The organism is Streptomyces sp. NBC_00727, from assembly GCF_045161745.1.
Taxonomy (GTDB): Bacteria; Actinomycetota; Actinomycetes; order Streptomycetales; family Streptomycetaceae; genus Streptomyces.
On record NZ_CP108981.1, the window covers coordinates 4,726,476 to 4,746,144 of the forward strand.

Here is a 19,669-nt window from a genome sequence, read left to right on the forward strand (position 1 = left end):
GAGGGCGAACGTGGCCACCATCAACAAGACCGCCGAAGTCCCGTCCGCACGCCGGGGTGACGACCACGTCGGTCCCCTGCTCGAAGTCCGTGACCTGCACGTGGAGTTCCACACCCGCGACGGTGTGGCCAAGGCGGTCAACGGGGTCAACTACAGCGTGGACGCCGGCGAGACCCTCGCCGTCCTCGGTGAGTCCGGCTCCGGCAAGTCCGTGACGGCGCAGGCCATCATGGGCATCCTCGACATGCCGCCCGGGAAGATCCCCAAGGGCGAGATCCTCTTCCGCGGCCAGGACATGCTCAAGATGTCCAACGAGGAGCGCCGGCAGATCCGCGGCCAGAAGATCGCCATGATCTTCCAGGACGCGCTGTCCTCGCTGAACCCGGTCCTCACCGTCGGCTACCAGCTCGGCGAGATGTTCCGGGTCCACCAGGGCCTGTCCAAGAAGGAAGCCCGCGCCAAGGCCATCGAGCTGATGGACCAGGTGAAGATCCCGGCCGCCGCGGCCCGGGTCTCGGACTACCCGCACCAGTTCTCCGGCGGTATGCGCCAGCGCATCATGATCGCGATGGCGCTCGCCCTGGAACCGGACCTGATCATCGCGGACGAGCCGACCACCGCGCTCGACGTGACCGTCCAGGCCCAGGTGATGGACCTCCTCGCGGAGCTCCAGCGCGAGTACAACATGGGCCTGATCCTCATCACCCACGACCTCGGGGTGGTGGCGGACGTCGCCGACAAGATCGCGGTCATGTACGCGGGCCGGATCGTCGAGACCGCCCCGGTGCACGAGATCTACAAGCGCCCCGCGCACCCGTACACCAAGGGTCTGCTGGCCTCGATCCCGCGCCTGGACCAGAAGGGCCAGGAGCTCTTCGCGATCAAGGGTCTGCCGCCCAACCTGCTCCACGTGCCGTCGGGCTGCGCCTTCAACCCGCGCTGCACCATGGCGCAGGACATCTGCCGTTCGGACATCCCGCCGCTCCACGCGGTGACCGAGCAGGACGGCACCGAGCTGGCCGGCCGTCGCAGCGCCTGTCACTTCTGGAAGGAGACGATCCATGGCTGACATCTCGAAGGAGACCGTGGAGGCCACCCCCAACGTCTCCGACGTGGAGACCGTCGACGCGGCGAGCGAGGCGGAGGCCGTAGCCGCCATCGACGCGCCCGTGTCGCAGGGGGAGCCGATCCTCCAGGTGCGCAACCTCGTCAAGCACTTCCCGCTGACGCAGGGCATCCTGTTCAAGAAGCAGGTCGGCGCGGTCAAGGCCGTGGACGGCATCTCGTTCGACCTGTACGCGGGCGAGACGCTCGGCATCGTGGGCGAGTCCGGCTGCGGCAAGTCCACCGTCGCCAAGTTGCTGATGACGCTGGAGCGGGCCACCGCCGGCGAGGTCTTCTACAAGGGCCAGGACATCACCAAGCTGTCCGGCCGCGCGCTGAAGGCCGTGCGCCGCAACATCCAGATGGTGTTCCAGGACCCGTACACCTCGCTGAACCCCCGCATGACGGTGGGCGACATCATCGGCGAGACGTACGAGATCCACCCCGAGGTGGCCCCCAAGGGCGACCGGCGGCGCCGGGTCCAGGAGCTCCTGGACGTCGTCGGCCTCAACCCGGAGTACATCAACCGCTACCCGCACCAGTTCTCCGGCGGTCAGCGCCAGCGCATCGGCATCGCCCGGGGCCTCGCGCTCAACCCGGAGATCATCATCTGCGACGAGCCGGTCTCCGCGCTCGACGTGTCGGTGCAGGCGCAGGTCGTCAACCTGATGGCGAAGCTCCAGGACGAGTTCAACCTGTCCTACCTCTTCATCGCGCACGACCTGTCGATCGTCCGGCACATCTCGGACCGGGTCGGCGTCATGTACCTCGGCAAGATGGCCGAGATCGGTACGGACACGGAGATCTACGACCACCCGACGCACCCCTACACCCAGGCGCTGCTGTCGGCGGTCCCGGTCCCCGACCCGGAGGCCCGCGAGGGCCGCGAGCGGATCATCCTCACCGGTGACGTCCCGTCCCCGGCCAACCCGCCGTCGGGCTGCCGCTTCCGCACCCGCTGCTGGAAGGCCCAGGACAAGTGCGCCACCGAGGTGCCGCTCCTCGCGGTCCCCGAGCGCTTCAAGGCCTCGAAGACGCCGGCCGCCCACGAGTCGGCCTGCCACTTCGCGGAGGAGAAGGACGTGGTGCACGCGGCCTCGTAGGAGCCGCCCGCCGCCCGCACGACGACGGACCCCTTGGGAGCCTGCCTCAGGCACCCGAGGGGTCCGTCGCGTCAGGGCCGGGCATACGCGTGGTGCGGCCCCGATTGCCCCGGATGGCGGGTGTGTGCATGCATGAGTGCCGTTATGAGGTGATATTTGACCTCACGTAAGCCGAGGCACTATGAGGAGGCACTCCATGCGCGGAGCCACACACGTCAAGTGGGCCGCATGCGCGGCGGCCGTCGCCCTGGCGGCGACGGCCTGCGGCGGGGGCGGCAGCGGCGGTGGCGGAGGTGGCGCCGACGGGATCGTCAGCTCGTCCTGGGGTGACCCGCAGAACCCGCTGGAGCCCGCCAACACCAACGAGGTGCAGGGCGGCAAGGTGCTCGACATGATCTTCCGGGGCCTGAAGAGGTACGACCCGAAGACCGGCGAGGCCACCAACATGCTCGCCGAGAAGATCGAGACCAAGGACAACCAGAACTTCACCGTCACGGTGAAGGACGGCTGGACCTTCAGCAACGGCGAGAAGATCACCGCCAAGTCCTTCGTGGACGCCTGGAACTACGGCGCCCTCCTCAAGAACAACCAGAAGAACGCCTACTTCTTCGGCTACATCGACGGCTACGACAAGGTCCACCCCGAGTCCGGGAAGGCGAGCGCCACCACGCTCTCCGGCCTCAAGACCGTCAATGACAAGACGTTCACGGTCAAGCTGTCGCAGAAGTTCTCGCTGTGGCCCGACACCCTCGGCTACCCGGCCTTCGCCCCGCTCCCCAAGGCCTTCTTCACCGACCACGCCGGCTGGCTCTCCAAGCCCGTCGGCAACGGCCCGTACACCATCGACAAGTACACCAAGGGCTCCTCGATGAGCCTGCGCAAGTGGGACGACTACCCCGGGGACGACAAGGCGCAGAACGGCGGCATCGACCTCAAGGTCTACACCGACAACAACACCGCCTACACCGACCTGACGGCCGGCAACCTCGACCTCGTCGACGACGTGCCCGCCTCCCAGCTCAAGAACGTCAAGTCGGACCTCGGCGACCGCTACATCAACACCCCGGCCGGCATCATCCAGACCCTCGCCTTCCCCTTCTACGACAAGAAGTGGGACACCCCCGACGGGGCCAAGGTCCGCCAGGGCCTGTCGATGGCGATCAACCGGCAGCAGATCACCGACCAGATCTTCCAGAAGACCCGCACCCCCGCGTCCGACTGGACCTCCCCGGTCCTCGGCGCGGACGGCGGCTTCAAGAAGGGCCTCTGCGGCAAGGAGTGCACGTACAACGCCGCCGAGGCCAAGAAGATGATCGAGGACGGCGGCGGCATCCCCGGCGGCCAGCTCAAGATCTCGTACAACGGCGATACCGGCTCGCACAAGGAGTGGGTCGACGCCGTCTGCAACAGCATCAACAAGGTCATGGGCAACAACAAGGCGTGCGTGGGCGCCCCCGTCGGCACCTTCGCCGACTTCCGCAGCCAGGTCTCCCAGCAGAAGCTGAACGGCGCCTGGCGCGCGGGCTGGCAGATGGACTACCCGCTCATCCAGAACTTCCTGCAGCCCGTGTACTACACCAACGCCTCGTCCAACGACGGCAAGTGGAGCAACAAGCAGTTCGACGACCTCGTCGACAAGGCCAACGCCGAATCCGACAAGGCCAAGGCCGTCTCGACGTTCCAGGACGCCGAGAAGGTCATGGTCCAGCAGATGCCCGTCATCCCGCTCTGGTACCAGAACGGCAGCGCCGGCTACTCGGAGAACGTCACCAACGTCTCGCTGAACCAGTTCAGCGTCCCGGTGTACGAGCAGATCAAGGTCAAGTAGGGGACCGAGCCGGGTGACCGTGCGGTGACGCACCGGCCGCCCGGCTTCCCCGTCCCCCGACTCCTGAGCCTCCGTCCCCCCGCGACCCCCGGAGCCCTTCATGGGACGTTATGTGATCCGGCGGCTGCTGCAGATGATCCCGGTCTTCTTCGGCACCACGCTGTTGATCTTCCTGATGGTGAACGTGATGGGCGACCCCATCGCGGGTCTCTGCGGCGACCGCCAGTGCGACCCGGCGACCGCCGCCCAACTCCGCACGGAATTCGGCCTCGACAAGCCGGTGTGGCAGCAATACCTCACCTACATGGGCAACGTCTTCACCGGCGACTTCGGCACCGCGTTCAACGGGCAGGAGGTCACCGAGCTGATGGGCACCGCGTTCCCCATCACCATCCGCCTCACCCTCGTCGCGATCGTCTTCGAGATCGTCATCGGCATCAGCCTCGGCGTCGTCACCGGGCTGCGCCGCGGCCGGCCCGTCGACACCGCCGTGCTGATCCTCACGCTGATCGTGATCTCCATCCCGACCTTCGTCACCGGTCTGCTGCTCCAGCTGCTGCTGGGCGTCGAGTGGGGCGTCATCAAGCCGTCCGTCTCGCCCGAGGCCCCGCTCAACGAGCTGATCATCCCGGGCCTGGTGGTCGCCTCCGTCTCGCTGGCGTACGTCACCCGGCTCACCCGGACCTCGATCGCCGAGAACTCCCGCGCCGACTACGTCCGCACCGCGACCGCCAAGGGCCTGCCCCGGCGCCGCGTGGTCATCCGGCACCTGCTGCGCAACTCGCTGATCCCCGTCGTCACCTTCATCGGTACGGACGTGGGCGCCCTGATGGGCGGGGCGATCGTCACCGAGCGGATCTTCAACATCCACGGCGTCGGATACCAGCTCTACCAGGGCATCCTGCGCCAGAACTCGCAGACCGTGGTCGGGTTCGTCACCGTCCTGGTGCTGGTCTTCCTGGCGGCCAACCTGATCGTCGACCTCCTCTACGCCGTACTCGACCCGAGGATCCGCTATGCCTGAGCAGACACCGGACGAGGCGATCTCGGCCGCCGGGGCCGGCGGACCGACGGACCTCGCGCTCGCGGAGGGCGACAGCCTGGAGAAGACGCCCGGCGGCCCCGACGGCACCGGCCCCGACACCAAGCCGCAGAGCCTGTGGTCCGACGCCTGGCGCGACCTGCGCCGCAACCCGGTCTTCATCATCTCGGCCCTGATCATCCTGTTCCTGGTGGTCATCTCGATCTGGCCGCAGCTCATCGCGTCCGGCGACCCCCTCGACTGCGACCTCGGCAAGGCCCAGCAGGGCTCCCAGTCAGGCCACCCCTTCGGCTACGACGGACAGGGCTGCGACGTCTACACCCGCGTCGTCTACGGCGCCCGCAACTCCGTCACCGTCGGCATCTGTTCCACCCTCGGCGTCGCCCTGATCGGCAGCGTCCTCGGCGCCCTCGCGGGGTTCTTCGGGGGCTGGTGGGACGCGATCCTCTCCCGCCTCACCGATATCTTCTTCGGCATCCCCGTCGTCCTCGGCGGCCTGGTCTTCCTCTCCGTGGTGACCAGCTCCACGGTCTGGCCGGTGATCGGCTTCATCGTGCTGCTCGGCTGGCCGCAGATCGCCCGTATCGCCCGCGGCTCCGTCATCACCGCCAAGCACAACGACTACGTCCAGGCCGCCCGGGCCCTCGGTGCCTCCAACGGGCGGATGATGCTGCGGCACATCGCGCCGAACGCCGTCGCCCCGGTCATCGTCGTCGCGACCATCGCGCTGGGCACGTACATCTCCCTGGAGGCGACCCTGTCGTTCCTCGGCGTGGGCCTCAAGCCGCCCGCCGTCTCCTGGGGCATCGACATCTCCGCCGCGTCCCAGTACATCCGCAACGCCCCGCACATGCTCCTCTGGCCCGCCGGCGCGCTGGCCGTCACGGTGCTCGCCTTCATCATGCTCGGCGACGCGGTGCGCGACGCCCTCGACCCCAAGCTGCGCTGAGGAGTCCGCTGCCATGTTGCTCGAAGTGCGCGATCTGCACGTGGAGTTCCACACCCGGGACGGGGTCGTGAAGGCCGTCAACGGGGTCAACTACTCGGTGGCCGAGGGCGAGACGCTGGCGGTGCTCGGCGAATCGGGCTCCGGCAAGTCGGTCACCGCGCAGGCGGTCATGGGCATCCTCGACATGCCCCCGGGGAAGATCCCGCAGGGCGAGATCCTGTTCAAGGACCGCGACCTGCTGACGATGAAGAAGGAGGAGCGCCGGAAGATCCGCGGCCAGGAGATGGCCATGATCTTCCAGGACGCGCTCTCCTCCCTCAACCCCGTCCTGACCGTGGGCGAGCAGCTCGGCGAGATGTACGTCGTGCACCGCGGCATGTCCCGCAAGGACGCGAAGGCCAAGGCCATCGAGCTGATGGACCGGGTCCGCATCCCGGCCGCCAGGGAACGGGTCGGCAACTACCCGCACCAGTTCTCCGGCGGCATGCGCCAGCGCATCATGATCGCGATGGCGCTGGCCCTCGAACCCTCCCTGATCATCGCGGACGAGCCGACCACCGCCCTCGACGTGACCGTCCAGGCCCAGGTCATGGACCTCCTCGCGGAGCTCCAGCGCGAGCTGAACATGGGCCTGATCCTCATCACCCACGACCTCGGGGTGGTGGCGGACGTCGCCGACAAGATCGCCGTGATGTACGCGGGCCGGATCGTCGAGACCTCGCCCGTGCACGACATCTACAAGGCACCCGCTCACCCGTACACCAAGGGGCTGCTGGCCTCGATTCCGCGCCTGGACCAGAAGGGCCAGGAGCTGTACGCGATCAAGGGCCTGCCGCCCAACCTGCTGCACATCCCGCCCGGCTGCGCCTTCAACCCGCGCTGCCCGATGGCCCAGGACGTCTGCCGCACCGACGTGCCGCCGCTGTACGACGTGGCCGAGCACCGACAGAGCGCCTGCCACTTCTGGAAGGAGACGCTCGATGCACGCTGACCACTCGGGGCGCAGGGAAGCGCGTGAGGAGGGCGAGACGGCCCGCACCCTGCTGTCCAAGTCGCGCCAGGAGAGCGCGTACGCGGGCGGCGAACCGATCCTGGAGGTGCGCGACCTCGTCAAGCACTACCCGCTGACCCAGGGCATCCTCATCAAGAAGCAGGTCGGCGCGGTCAAGGCGGTCGACGGGGTCACCTTCGACCTCGGGGCCGGCGAGACGCTCGGCGTGGTGGGGGAGTCCGGCTGCGGCAAGTCGACGGTCGCCCGGCTCCTCGTCCACCTGGAGCGGCCGACGGCCGGCACCATCCGGTACAAGGGCGAGGACATCACCAAGCTGTCCGGCCGCGCGCTGAAGGCCGTGCGCCGCAACATCCAGATGGTGTTCCAGGACCCGTACACCTCGCTGAACCCGCGCATGACGGTCGGCGACATCATCGGGGAGCCGTACGAGATCCACCCGGAGGTGGCCCCTAAGGGCGACCGGCGGCGCAAGGTGCAGGACCTGCTGGACGTGGTGGGCCTCAACCCGGAGTACATCAACCGCTACCCGCACCAGTTCTCCGGCGGGCAGCGCCAGCGCATCGGCATCGCCCGCGGCCTCGCGCTCAACCCGGAGATCATCGTCGCCGACGAACCGGTCTCCGCGCTCGACGTCTCCGTCCAGGCGCAGGTCGTCAACCTGCTGGACCGGCTCCAGGCGGAGTTCAACCTGAGCTACGTCTTCATCGCGCACGACCTGTCGATCGTCCGGCACATCTCGGACCGGGTCGGCGTCATGTACCTGGGCCGGTTCGTCGAGATCGGCACGGACGCGGAGATCTACGACCACCCCACGCACCCCTACACGCAGGCCCTGCTCTCCGCGGTGCCGGTGCCGGACCCGATGGCGCGGGAGTACCGCGAGCGGATCATCCTGCACGGCGACGTGCCCTCGCCCGCCAACCCGCCCTCAGGCTGCCGATTCCGAACCCGCTGCTGGAAGGCGCAGGAGCGGTGCGAGCTGGAGGTGCCGCTGCTGGCCGTCCCGGCCGCCTTCCGGGACACGGACAGCCCGGCCCGGCACGCCTCCGCCTGCCACTTCGCGGAGGAGAAGCGGGTGGTCCCGCCGGAGGGCACGCTGGAGTCGGTGCCGGGGGAGGGCGGCCAGGACGAGGCGGCGGACCGGGCGGCGGAGAGGGCGGCCGAGGCGCCTCCCGGGACGGCTCCCGAGGCTGCTTCCGACGCGTCTCCCGAAGCGCCTTCCGGGACCCGGGCAGGGGGCGAGGAGGACCCGCCCTCCGGGAGCAGCCGGGTGAGCTGACGCGGCGTTAACACGCGGGCAACTTCCCCGATATACGGACGCGGCATCATGAACAGCGTACGGCCGTGCGGGTGCCGTGGACCGGCCGGTGGTGGTGTGACGCCCCCCGGCCGGTCGCCGTACGACCGCCCGCCGTAGGCCCTCTTGTCCGGAGGGTGGGGGCAGGGAAGTATCGACGGGGTGATACTCACCCGCGGAGCAAGAGTCACCGGAGCCGTCCTGTCCGCCGTGCTCGCGGTGATCGTCGCGGGCTGGCTGATACGGGACGTGCAGGCGGCGAATTTCGGCCAAGTGTGGCGGGTCTGGGCGACGCTCCTGGACGCCCGGCCGACGGCCACGCCCGCGACCTCGGCCACCGACTTCGTCCTGTTCGTGGTGTACGTGGCCGTCGCCGTGGCCGTGCTGCGCACCACGGCCGCCGCGTCCGCGCTCGTCGTCACCGGGGTGGTCACCATCGCCGTGCGGCTCCCCGGACTCTGGACCATCGACAACCACCGGATGGAGTCCGCGTACTCCGACGACCTGCGCTCCCGGGCCCTGATCTGCTCCTTCGTCGCCCTCGCCGCGGCTGCCGCGATGATCATCACCGCCGGGGCGGGCCGCCGGCCGCCCGCCGACTCCTACGAGCGGACGCCGGCCGGGCCCGGGCGGGGCGCGGGCGTGCTGTCGTTCCTGACGCTGTGCGCGGCGGGGTCCGTGCTGATGGCCTGGGACATCCGCCAGGCCGTGCGGTACCCGGAGATCTTCCCCGACTGGTACGTGGGCTCCGACCGGGTCGCGCAGTACCTGACCGGTCCGCCGCCGGGCTGGGCCACCGCAACGCTGTTCCTGCTCTGCGTGTTCGCCGGTTTCAGCGCCGTGGTCCGGGCCCCGCACGCGCGCCCGTTCGGCCTGGTGGCCGCCGCGCTGCTGCTGCCCGGCGGGGTGTTCGGGATGGTCCGGATCGCGCACTACGACCTGCTGGACCACTTCGGCGAACTGGGGGGCGAGCTGCAGCTCAACCTGCTCAGCTGGATCTTCCAGCTCCTCGCCGCCCTCACCGCGCTGATCGCCCTCTCCGTACCCGCCCCGGTCCGCGCCCCCGGCCCGGACCCGTGGGGCGGCGGCCCCGGCCGGGGCCCCGCACCGGCGACGCCCCCGTACCCCGCGCAGCAGCCGCCCGGTTACGGCTACCCGCAGGGCGGCGGCGGCTTCGGCCCGCCCCCGCCGCCCTCCCAGCCGCCGCCGGGCTGGTGAGTCAGAGCCCCAACGACCGCTTCAGGAAGTTCACCTGGAGCAGCAGCAGGTTCTCGGCCACCTTCTCCTGCGGGGTCATGTGGGTCACCCCGCTCAGCGGAAGCACCTCGTGCGGGCGGCCGGCGGCCAGCAGCGCCGAGGAGAACCGCAGGCTGTGCGCGACGACCACGTTGTCGTCCGCCAGACCGTGGATGATCATCATCGGCCGGACCTGCTCGGCCGCGTGCGACAGTCCCTCGTCGGTGAGCAGCGAGTTGTACGCGTACACCTCGGGCTGCTCCGCCGGGTCGCCCAGGTAGCGCTCGGTGTAGTGGGTGTCGTAGAGCCGCTGGTCGGTCACCGGGGCGCCGACGACCGCCGCGTGGAAGACGTCGGGCCGCCGGAGCGCGGCCAGGCCCGCCAGGAAGCCGCCGAACGACCAGCCCCGGATGGCCACCCGGCCCAGGTCCAGCGGGAAGCGCTCCGCGAGCGCGTGCAGGGCCTCCACCTGGTCGTCGAGGCTGAGCGCCAGATTGTTCTTCACCGCCTTCTCCCAGGCCGGTGAGCGGCCGGGTGTGCCGCGCCCGTCCGCGACGACCACGGCGAAGCCCTGGTCCGCGAACCACTGCGAGGTGAGGTGCGGATTGTGGGCGGCGATGACGCGTCCTCCGTGCGGCCCGCCGTACGGGTCCATGAGGACCGGAAGCGGACCGTCCGACTCCGAGTACCCGGTGGGGAGCAGCACGGCGCACGGAATCCGTCGTGCGCCCCCTTCGGTGAGCACCGGCCGCGCCGACAGCACCGGCGGCTCGGAGTGGCTCGCGACGACGGCGATCTCCTTGCCGTCCCGCAGCACCCGCGCCGTCGCCCCGGGCCGCTCCGGCGTCGCCGAGACCAGCACCGTCACCCGGCCGGACCGGACCGCCGTGTGCACACCGGCGCCCTCCGAGACCCGCTCCACGCCCAGCTCGTTGACCCGGTACACATGGGTCTCGCCGATCTCCGGCGCGACCGCCTCCTCGCCCGCCGACGCCGCCACCAGGACGTCCGAGTCCCCGATGTCAAGCACCGTTCGGAGGTGCAACTGCGCCCCGGTCAGCGGCCGGTCACCGACCGCGAGGACCCGCGCCCCGCCCTCGTCCGCGATCCGCACCAGCCGCCCGTCCGGCGCCCAGGCGGGCACCCCGGGGAACAGCTCCAGCCACTCCGGGTCCTCGTCCGCGTGCACGGTCCGGGTCGCCCCGGTCTCCGGGTCCACCGCCAGGCACAGCTGGCTCTGCTGGTCCCGGGCCTGGACGAGGAGCAGCGGAGCCCCGTACGAGGACCAGTGCACCCGCGCCAGATAGGGGAACCGGGCCCAATCCCACTCCACTTCGGTGCGCTTGCCGTCCAGGCCCACGACGTGCAGCCCCACCACGGCGTTGGGCGTCCCGGCGGCCGGGTAGGCGACTTCCGCCGGCTTGCGGCCGGGGTGCGCGGGGTCCGCGATCCACCACCGCTGGACGGGGCTGTCGTCGACCCGGGTCACGAGCAGCCGGTCCGAGTCCGGCGACCACCAGAAGCCCTGGAAGCGGTGCATCTCCTCGGCCGCGATGAACTCCGCGAGCCCGTACGTGACATGGTCGCCCTCCGGCTCGGCGAGCGCCCGGTCCGCCTCGCCGTCGGTGGAGACGACGCGCAGTGCACCCTTGGACACATAAGCGACGTGTCGCCCGTCCGGGGAGGGGCGCGGGTCGATCACCGGTCCCGGCACGGGCAGCGCACGCGCCGTTCCCCCGCGCAGGCCGGCGACGTACGCCTTCCCCGACAGCGCGAACGCGGCCAGCTCGGCCGCCGCGTCCACCGCGTAGCCCACGATGCCCGCCGAGCCCTCGCGGCTGCGCTCCCGCCGGGCGCGCTCCTGCGCCGACAGACGCTCCTGCGAACCGCCCAGCAGCGCCCCCGGATCGGCCACCAGGCGCTCCTGCGGGGCGCCGTCCCCGTCCAGGTCCAGCACCCAGAGCCGGCCCGTACGGTCGGTGCCGGAACCCGAGCGCAGGTAGACCACGCGTCCACCGTCGGGTGACACCGTGAACGCGCGCGGCGCCCCGAGGGTGAATCTCATGGTCCGGGCCAACTGGAGCGGAAACGTGATCTCTGACGAAGTCATGCGCCGAACCTATCGGCCGCGCCCGTCCGTGCGCCCCTCGTGCTGCTGTGCCCCGAACAATGCGGTGCCACGGATAGTTATGATCCGTAGCGCTCGGTGGGTATGAACCTGCTGGCTCCACGCGTGCTGCCCGTCCCCGACCGTACCGATGGAGGTGAACCGCTGTGGCGCTCTCGATTTCGGCGGTGGTGCTGCTGGCGATCATCGTCTTCCTGCTGATCCGGAAGTCCGGACTGAAGGGAGGACATGCGGTCGTCTGCGCGCTGCTCGGCTTCTATCTCGCCGACTCGACCATCGCACCCACCATCTCCGAGCTGACCACGAACGTGGCCGGCATGATCGGAGACATGAAGTTCTGACCCTGTCACCCGTCGCTCCATCGGGTGCCCGTCGCCGGGCCGCCGTCGGCCGGGGAGGCCGTCGGCTTGGGCCTGTCGTTCGGACCAGGCCGGGCTCGCGGGCTCCGGCACCGCACCTCGCGGCGTTGTCGTCAATCACCAACGCTCCTTCCCCAGGTTCCCGGCTCCGCTCGAACAGGGGGAGACCCCATCTGATTCAATCCTCCGCCTTGCGATGCACGGCACCGGACCCCGCTCCCTGATCCGGCCTGGTCCAAACGACAGGCCCTAGGCTGGTCCCCATGACGGACCTTCCCGCCCGGCGGCTGCTCCTGGTGCACGCGCACCCGGACGACGAGTCGATCAACAACGGCGCCACCATGGCCAGGTACGCGGCCGAGGGCGCCCTGGTCACGCTGGTGACCTGCACGCTCGGCGAGGAGGGCGAGGTCATCCCGCCCGCGCTCGCCCATCTCGCCGCGGACCGGGACGACACCCTGGGCCCCCACCGCCGCGGCGAACTCGCGGCGGCCATGCGGGAGCTGGGCGTCACCGACCACCGCTTCCTCGGCGGCGCCGGCCGCTACCGGGACTCCGGGATGATGGGCGCCGAGCAGAACCACCGCCCCGGCGCCTTCTGGTCGGCCGACCCGGACGAGGCGGCCGGCCACCTCGTCGACGTCATCCGCGAGGTGCGCCCCCAGGTCCTGGTCACGTACGACCCCGACGGGGGCTACGGCCACCCCGACCACATCCAGGCCCACCGCGTCGCCACGCGCGCCGCGGAGCTGGCCGCCGACGCCGCGTACCGCCCCGGCGCCGGCGCTCCGCACACCATCGCCAAGGTCTACTGGAACCGCGTCCCGCGCTCGGTCGCCGAGGAGGGGTTCGCCGCGCTGCGGGCCGAGGCCCCCGACGCCTTCCCGGGGATCGCCGAGATCGGCGACGTACCGGGTGTGGTGGACGAGGCGAAGGTCACCACCGTGATCGACGGCACCGGGTACGAGGACGCCAAGACCGCGGCGATGCGGGCACACGTCACCCAGATCGCCCTTCAGGGGCGGTACTTCGCCCTGTCGAACGACCTGGGGCAGCCCGTGTTCACCACCGAGTGCTACGAGTTGACCGCCGGTACGCCGGGGGCCCCTGCGGGGGAACGCGAACACGACCTCTTCGCGGGTGTGCCGGGAGCCGGCCGATGAGCGGCAGCAGCCGGGCGCGTGCCGGCGGCAGCCGGACCGATGCCCAGAAGAAGGACATTCCGGCCATCGGCCTGGCCGCGCCCGTCAACCCCGCCCGGATCGCGGCCCTGTTCGGTCTCGCGGTCCTCGGTGCCGTCGTGGGCATCGCCGGGACGCTCGTGCAGGCCGCCTGGTTCCCCGGCGGGCTGCTGCTCGCCCTGGCGGCGGCGGCCGGCCTCTTCCACGGCGGCCGCACGCTGACGGGTACCCAGCCGGGGGCGGCCGCACCCGCGGCGGGGTGGCTGATTTCCATCGTTGTTCTGCTCAGTGGACGGCCCGAAGGTGACTATGTCTTCGGTGACGCGCTCGGCCTCGGGCTCTTCATGCTGGGCGGAATGGCCATCGCTGTGATCTGTGCCACCATGTCGCGATCGCCCCGGCAGCGGGCCGACAGCGGCCGACCCGCCAAGTAATGTGCTCTGTCCGGTCCCGTAATGCCCCCTGCCCGTCCGGGGGGTGCGCAGTCGTTTCCCCCGGTCGCGGGGTGTGTGCCGGCGGCGGCCAGTATGGTGGTTCGCGCGCCCGGGCTGCGGCACGGGGGAAGGTACGGGCGGCGGAGCCAATCGGGAGAACCTGCTTTGAGTCGTGAAACTGACAGTTCGTCCTCCGGGCCCCAGGGTCGCGGAGGAGCCGCGTACCCCTCGGGTACGCCGCCGTACGGATCCCGCCAGTATCCGTCGCTGCACCCGTCGCAGGACGCCCCGGAGGGGTCCCCGGAACCTGCCGGTCCGGACCGGCCCGAAGAGCCGAAGACCGAGACGACCCTGACGACGCGTATCCGGATCAACATCCCCGGCTCGCGCCCCATCCCGCCGGTTGTCATGCGTACGCCGATGAGTGACGCGGACGGCGGCGGCGAGCGCACCGGCTCGACCCCGCGTCCGGGAGCCCCGGCGCAGGGCGGCGCCCCGCAGACGCCCGAGTCCTCGGCCGCCGAGTCCGGTGAGGACGCGGCCCCGGTGGCGGAACCCGGCGAGACCCCGGCCAAGGAGAAGAGCGGCGGCAGCGACTGGTTCGCCCCGCGCAAGCCCCCGGCTGCCGCGAAGCCCTCGACGGAGGGCCGTCCCGGCGACACGGACGGCGCGGGCTTCCCGACGCCGGGCGGTGCGGGTGGGCCTGGCGGTGCGGGTGGTGCTGGTGGTGCGGGTGGTGCGGGTGCGCCGGGCGGTGCGGGTGGTGCCGGTGGTGCGGGTGCGCCCGGCGGTGTGCGTGCGCCCGGCGGTGCGGGTGCGCCCGGCGGTCCCGGCTTCCGGCCCGGCGGTCCCGTGCCCGGTGGCCCCGACGCCGGCCGGGTCTCCCCGCCCTCGGGGCCCCGTACCGACCTGCCGTACTTCTCGGACGGACCGCAGCGCGACTTCCCGGAGGGCCCCGGCGGCCCGCGCTCCACGCCCGACCTCGGCGTCCGCACCCCGGGCCCGGCCGGCCCCACCACGGGCCCGGCCGCCGGCACCTCGCCCCTCACCCCGAACCTCGACGGCCCCGGCCCCTACCCGCCCGGCATGGGCCCGCAGAACCCGGTCGGCCCCGGGCCCGGCGGAGTGCCGCGCATGTCCGACGACACCGCCGTCCTCACCCCGCAGTTCGCGCCGCCCCCGGGCGGCCCGGGTGGCAACGTCTCGGGTGACACGCTGAACAGCGGCATCCCCGTCGTGCCCGGCGACCGGAACGCCCCGCGCGACCCGATGGGTACCGGACCGGGGGGACCCGGCGGCCCGGGGGGCCCCGGTGGCGTCACGCCGACGCCGCCCGCGCCCGCTCCGGCGGCCCGTCCCGCGCCCAAGCCGGCGCCCGCCAAGAAGGGCCGCTCGAAGCTGGTCCTGCTCGGCGTCGCGGCCGTCTGCCTGCTCGGTGTCGCGTACGGCGCAGGCCTGCTGATGAACCACTCCGACGTGCCCAAGGGCACCACCGTCCTCGGTGTGGACATCGGCGGCGGCACGAAGGAGGACGGCGTCGAGAAGCTGGACGCCGCGCTCGCCAAGCGCGCCGCGACCCCGCTCAAGCTGACCGTGGACGGCAAGGAGACGCAGCTCGCCCCGGACAAGGCCGGGCTCTCCCTGGACAGCCAGGCCACCGTGCGCTCCGCGGCCGGCAGTGACTACAACCCGGTCTCCGTCATCGGCTCGCTCTTCGGCGGCGAGCGGACCGTCGACCCGGTGCTCCCGGTCGACGAGGAGAAGCTCGGCGTCGCGCTCCAGGACCTGGCCGGCGCCTCGGGCACCGCGCAGGACGGCACGATCAAGTTCGAGCCCGGCAAGGCCGTCGTCGTACCGGGCAAGGCCGGCAAGTCGCTCGACGTGAACAAGTCGATGGTCTCCGTCCGGGACGCCTACCGCGCCCAGGTCGAGACCGGGCTCACGAAGCGCGTCGAACTGCCCGTCGCCACCAAGCAACCCACCATCACCCAGGCCGAACTGGACCGGGCGATGAAGGAGTTCGCGGAGCCGGCGATGTCCGGGCTCGTGCGCATCAGGGCGGGCGGCAAGGAGATCCCGTTCGGCCCGACCAAGTCGCTGCCGCAGATCCTGTCGATGAAGGCGGTCGACGGGAAGCTGGTCGACGTCTACGACAAGGAGGCCATCGACCGGCTCTGCGCGGGTGTCTTCGACGGCATCATGATCACCAAGGGCGACGGCAAGAAGCACCAGCTCAGCGCGGACGACGTGGCCTATGCCATGAAGGGCGCCCTGCTGGGGAAGACCCCCGACGAGCGCACGGTCACGATCGACCTCGACGGCAACGGCTGACCCGCCCGCACCACGCGTCACCCGCCCCCGACCGGACCCCCGGCCGGGGGCGGCGGCGTTTCAGGACCCCGGCACCGCACACCCGTCACCCCCGGCGCATGACATCTGTCATCCCGGATCCACGACCGCTGACCCTGCCGCGCGCACCCCCCGGTCGGCCACGCTGGACGCATGACAACGACAGCCACCGAAACGACCGCGGCGAGGACCGCCGTGGTCGCCTTCGACCAGGTGACCAAGGCCTACGGGGACGTACGCGCCGTCGACGGGCTCACCCTGGACCTGCACCCCGGCGAGACCGTGGCGCTGCTCGGCCCGAACGGCGCCGGCAAGTCCTCCACCCTCGACCTCCTCCTCGGCCTGCGCCCCGCCGACTCCGGCACCGTCCGCCTCTTCGGGACCTCCCCGCGGGAGGCCATCGCGGCCGGCCGGGTCGGCGCCATGCTGCAGAGCGGCGGGCTGATGGAGGACGTCACCGTCGAGGAACTGGTCCGGCTGGTGTGCGACCTGCACCCGCGCCCCTACCCGGTGAGCGAGGTGCTGGCCCGGGCGGGCATCGCGTCGATCGCCGGCCGGATGGTCAACAAGCTCTCGGGCGGCCAGGAGCAGCGCGTACGGTTCGCGCTGGCCACCGCCGGAGCCAACGACCTCATCGTGCTCGACGAGCCGACCACCGGCATGGACGTCACCGCCCGCCAGGCGTTCTGGGCCACCATGCGCGAGCAGGCCGAGCAGGGCCGTACCGTCCTGTTCGCCACCCACTACCTCGAAGAGGCCGACGCGATCGCCGACCGCGTCCTGGTCCTGCACAAGGGCCGTCTCCTCGCCGACGGCACCGCCGCCGAGATCAAGGCGAAGGCCGGGGCCCGCCGGATCTCCTTCGAGCTGGAGGGCGCGATCGACGAAACGGCCCTGAGCGCACTGCCGTTCCTCTCCGCGCTCGACGTCAGCGGCCGCCGGGTGCGCATCCAGTCGCACAACGCCGACGCGACCGTCCACGCCGTCTACGGCCTCGGCCTCTACCCGCGCGAGCTGGAAGTCGCCGGACTCGGCCTGGAGCAGGCCTTCGTCGCCATCACCGAGGCCGAGGAGGCCAGGACCGCATGAACATGTTGATCAGGCTCGAAGTGACCCGCACCCTGCGGAACAAGAAGTTCATGTTCTTCTCGGTCATCTACCCGTCGGTGATCTACCTGCTGATCTCCGGCACCCAGAACGACACCGACAAGATCCCGCACACCGATCTGACACTCCAGTCCTTCTTCATGGTCTCCATGGCCTCGTTCGGCGCGCTGACCGCCGTCCTCATGGGCAACAGCGAGCGCATCGCCAAGGAGCGCGAGAAGGGCTGGGTGCGTCAGCTGCGGCTGACCGCGCTGCCCGGACGCGGTTACGTCCTCGCTAAGATCGCCAGCGCCGCCATGGTGACCCTGCCCTGCATCGTCGTGGTCTTCCTCGTCGCCGCCTCGGTCAAACACGTCCGCTTCGACCTGTGGCAGTGGTTCGCGCTGACCGGCGTCATCTGGGCCGGCTCGCTGGTCTTCGCCGCGCTCGGCGTCGCCATCGGCTACCTGACCAGCGGCGACGCGGTCCGCCCCGTCACGATGATCATCTACTTCGGGCTCTCCATCCTCGGCGGCCTGTGGATGCCCAGCGCCACCTTCCCGCAGTGGCTGCAGAACGTGTCCGAGTGGCTTCCCACGCACGCGTACGCTGCACTCGGCCAGGCCGTCGAGATGGGCGGCGCGCCGCACGCCAGGGACGTCGCCGTCCTCTGCGTGTACTTCCTGCTCTTCGCGGGCGGCGCGGCCTGGCTCTACCGGAAGGACACTCTGAAGGCGTGAACGAGGACGAGATGTCGGTGGGTCTTGGGCGGCCGCCCGCGAGTGCCCGCCAGGCGGGGGTCAAGCTGCTGTGGATCGGCATCTGGCTCGCCTTCATGAGCGCGCCGGTCAAGGACCTGGCCGACGGCAACCACACCCGGTGGGCGACCGCGCTCGGCGTCCTGGGGCTGCTGGTCTTCGTCGGCGCCTATCTGGTGCTCGTCTTCCGGCACACGTCGAAGGCGCTGGACCCCCTCCGGGTCCGCGCCTCCCTCGCCTTCCTCGGAGCCCTCGCCGTCCTGCTGTCGCTGACGTTCGGCACGCCCTGGCTGGTCCTCTTCGTGTACGTGTCCGTCTCGGTCGGGGCCACGCTGCCGCTACGGACCGCGCGCTGGCTGATTCCCGTCGTCACCGCCGTCCTGGTGGGCGTCGGCGCGACCCTGGAGGACCCGCGCGAGACCATCACCGCCCTGGTCTTCCCCGCCCTGCTCGGGGGCTTCGCGATGACCGGCGTACGGCAGATGATCCGCACCACGATCGAACTGCGCGAGGCCCGGGCCACGGTCGCCCAGCTCGCCGCCAACGAGGAGCGCCTGCGCCTCGCCCGCGACCTGCACGACCTGCTCGGCCACTCCCTCTCCCTGATCACCCTCAAGAGCGAGCTGGCCGGGCGGATGCTCCCCGACCAGCCCGAGCGCGCCGCCGCCCAGGTCGCCGACATCGAACAGGTCAGCCGCCAGGCCCTGGTGGACGTACGCAGCGCCGTCACCGGGTACCGCCGGCCGACCCTCCCCGGCGAACTGGCCGGGGCCCGCACCGCGCTGGCCGCCGCCGGGGTCACCGCCGATGTGCCCGCCGACGTCCCGGACGGCCTGCCCGAGAAGGCGGAGGAGGTGCTCGCCTGGGGGCTGCGGGAAGCCGTCACCAACGTCGTACGCCACAGTGGCGCGCACCGCTGCACGGTCACGCTCGCCCCGCGCCAGACGCTCGACGGACGGGTCCTCGAACTCACCGTCGCCGACGACGGCCGCGGCGCCGCCGGCACCCCGCCGGGCAACGGCCTCACCGGCCTCACCGAGCGCCTCGCCACCGTGGGCGGCACCCTCAGCACCCGGGCCACCCACGCCCGCTCGGGCAAAGGCTTCACCATGGTCCTCAGCGTTCCGTTCGAATCCGGCCTAGGATCCGCGGAATGAGCATGATCAGACTTCTCCTCGCGGAGGACCAGTCCATGGTGCGCGAGGCACTCGCGGCGCTCCTCGGCCTGGAACCCGACATCGAGGTGGTCGCCCAGGTCGCCCGCGGCGACGAGGTCCTGGCGGCGGCCGAGGAACACGGCATCGACGTCGCCCTCCTGGACATCGAGATGCCCGGCATGACGGGCATCGACGCGACGGCCCAGTTGCGCGAAGCCCTGCCGGACGTCAAGGTCGTCGTCGTCACCACCTTCGGCCGGCCCGGCTACCTGCGCCGCGCCATGGAGTCGGGCGCGGACGCCTTCCTGGTCAAGGACGCACCGGCGTCCCAGCTCGCCGAAGCGGTACGCAAGGTGCTCGCCGGGGAACGCGTCATCGACCCCGGCCTCGCGGCCGCCGCCCTCGCCGACGGGGCGAGCCCGCTGACCGAACGCGAGCGCGAGGTGCTGCGCACCGCGGCCGACGGCTCGACCAACGCGGAGATCGCCGCCGCGCTGCACCTCTCCCAGGGCACCGTCCGCAACTACCTCTCCATGGCCATCCAGAAGATGGCGGCCCGCAACCGCGCCGAGGCCGTCCGCATGGCCCGGGAGAAGGGCTGGCTGTAGGAGGCGCCCCGGCCGGGTCATCGCGGTCCGGGCGCAGC

At 71.2% G+C, this 19,669-nt stretch carries 17 protein-coding genes; 16 read left to right on the forward strand and 1 reads right to left on the reverse strand.

Annotation, left to right across the window (positions count from 1 at the left end; all coding sequences use genetic code 11):
- The first annotated feature begins 10 nt into the window (after positions 1-10).
- From OG242_RS21535 to OG242_RS21570, 8 genes are all read left to right on the forward strand, one after another.
- A complete protein-coding gene (locus OG242_RS21535) occupies positions 11-1,069 on the forward strand; it encodes an ABC transporter ATP-binding protein (RefSeq protein WP_405899715.1) in 1,059 nt (352 codons plus the stop codon).
- A complete protein-coding gene (locus OG242_RS21540) occupies positions 1,062-2,207 on the forward strand; it encodes an ABC transporter ATP-binding protein (protein WP_405899716.1) in 1,146 nt (381 codons plus the stop codon). The genes OG242_RS21535 and OG242_RS21540 overlap by 8 nt, the downstream gene beginning before the upstream one ends.
- Before the next feature lie 196 nt (positions 2,208-2,403).
- Positions 2,404-4,035 carry an ABC transporter substrate-binding protein gene (locus OG242_RS21545; RefSeq protein ID WP_405899717.1) on the forward strand — a complete coding sequence of 544 codons (1,632 nt, stop codon included), beginning with the start codon at positions 2,404-2,406 and terminating at the stop codon, positions 4,033-4,035.
- 100 nt (positions 4,036-4,135) lie between these two features.
- Positions 4,136-5,059, forward strand: a complete 924-nt coding sequence (locus tag OG242_RS21550) for an ABC transporter permease (protein ID WP_405899718.1) — start codon at positions 4,136-4,138, stop codon at positions 5,057-5,059.
- On the forward strand, positions 5,052-6,026 hold the full coding sequence (locus OG242_RS21555; RefSeq protein WP_405899719.1) for an ABC transporter permease: 975 nt from the start codon (positions 5,052-5,054) through the stop codon (positions 6,024-6,026). The genes OG242_RS21550 and OG242_RS21555 overlap by 8 nt, the downstream gene beginning before the upstream one ends.
- A gap of 13 nt (positions 6,027-6,039) precedes the next feature.
- A complete protein-coding gene (locus tag OG242_RS21560; RefSeq protein ID WP_405899720.1) occupies positions 6,040-7,017 on the forward strand; it encodes an ABC transporter ATP-binding protein in 978 nt (325 codons plus the stop codon).
- Complete coding sequence (locus OG242_RS21565; RefSeq protein ID WP_405899721.1) at positions 7,007-8,317, forward strand: ABC transporter ATP-binding protein; 1,311 nt, start codon at positions 7,007-7,009, stop codon at positions 8,315-8,317. The genes OG242_RS21560 and OG242_RS21565 overlap by 11 nt, the downstream gene beginning before the upstream one ends.
- A 180-nt stretch (positions 8,318-8,497) precedes the next feature.
- Complete coding sequence (locus tag OG242_RS21570) at positions 8,498-9,553, forward strand: hypothetical protein (protein WP_405899722.1); 1,056 nt, start codon at positions 8,498-8,500, stop codon at positions 9,551-9,553.
- A 1-nt stretch (position 9,554) separates the two neighbouring features.
- Here OG242_RS21570 and OG242_RS21575 read toward each other — a convergent pair whose 3' ends face one another.
- A complete protein-coding gene (locus OG242_RS21575) occupies positions 9,555-11,636 on the reverse strand; it encodes an alpha/beta fold hydrolase (protein ID WP_405901688.1) in 2,082 nt (693 codons plus the stop codon).
- Positions 11,637-11,845: 209 nt separating this feature from the next.
- Between OG242_RS21575 and OG242_RS21580 the strand changes: the two genes are divergently transcribed.
- The 8 genes from OG242_RS21580 to OG242_RS21615 all read left to right on the forward strand — a co-directional run bounded on the left by OG242_RS21580 (position 11,846) and on the right by OG242_RS21615 (position 19,631).
- On the forward strand, positions 11,846-12,040 hold the full coding sequence (locus OG242_RS21580; RefSeq protein WP_018518964.1) for a hypothetical protein: 195 nt from the start codon (positions 11,846-11,848) through the stop codon (positions 12,038-12,040).
- Between the two features lie 281 nt (positions 12,041-12,321).
- Positions 12,322-13,221 carry an N-acetyl-1-D-myo-inositol-2-amino-2-deoxy-alpha-D-glucopyranoside deacetylase gene (gene mshB, locus OG242_RS21585; protein ID WP_405899723.1) on the forward strand — a complete coding sequence of 300 codons (900 nt, stop codon included), beginning with the start codon at positions 12,322-12,324 and terminating at the stop codon, positions 13,219-13,221.
- On the forward strand, positions 13,218-13,673 hold the full coding sequence (locus tag OG242_RS21590; protein WP_405899724.1) for a DUF6113 family protein: 456 nt from the start codon (positions 13,218-13,220) through the stop codon (positions 13,671-13,673). Before mshB ends, OG242_RS21590 begins: the two co-directional genes overlap by 4 nt.
- A gap of 420 nt (positions 13,674-14,093) precedes the next feature.
- Positions 14,094-16,004 carry a peptidoglycan binding domain-containing protein gene (locus OG242_RS21595; RefSeq protein WP_405899725.1) on the forward strand — a complete coding sequence of 637 codons (1,911 nt, stop codon included), beginning with the start codon at positions 14,094-14,096 and terminating at the stop codon, positions 16,002-16,004.
- 171 nt (positions 16,005-16,175) lie between these two features.
- A complete protein-coding gene (locus tag OG242_RS21600) occupies positions 16,176-17,111 on the forward strand; it encodes an ABC transporter ATP-binding protein (RefSeq protein WP_405899726.1) in 936 nt (311 codons plus the stop codon).
- Complete coding sequence (locus OG242_RS21605; RefSeq protein ID WP_405899727.1) at positions 17,108-17,848, forward strand: ABC transporter permease; 741 nt, start codon at positions 17,108-17,110, stop codon at positions 17,846-17,848. The genes OG242_RS21600 and OG242_RS21605 overlap by 4 nt, the downstream gene beginning before the upstream one ends.
- Entirely contained in the window at positions 17,845-19,023 is a 1,179-nt protein-coding gene (locus OG242_RS21610; protein WP_405899728.1) for a sensor histidine kinase, read from the forward strand. The genes OG242_RS21605 and OG242_RS21610 overlap by 4 nt, the downstream gene beginning before the upstream one ends.
- A complete protein-coding gene (locus OG242_RS21615) occupies positions 19,020-19,631 on the forward strand; it encodes a response regulator (RefSeq protein WP_405899729.1) in 612 nt (203 codons plus the stop codon). The genes OG242_RS21610 and OG242_RS21615 overlap by 4 nt, the downstream gene beginning before the upstream one ends.
- The last annotated feature ends 38 nt before the right edge of the window (positions 19,632-19,669 follow it).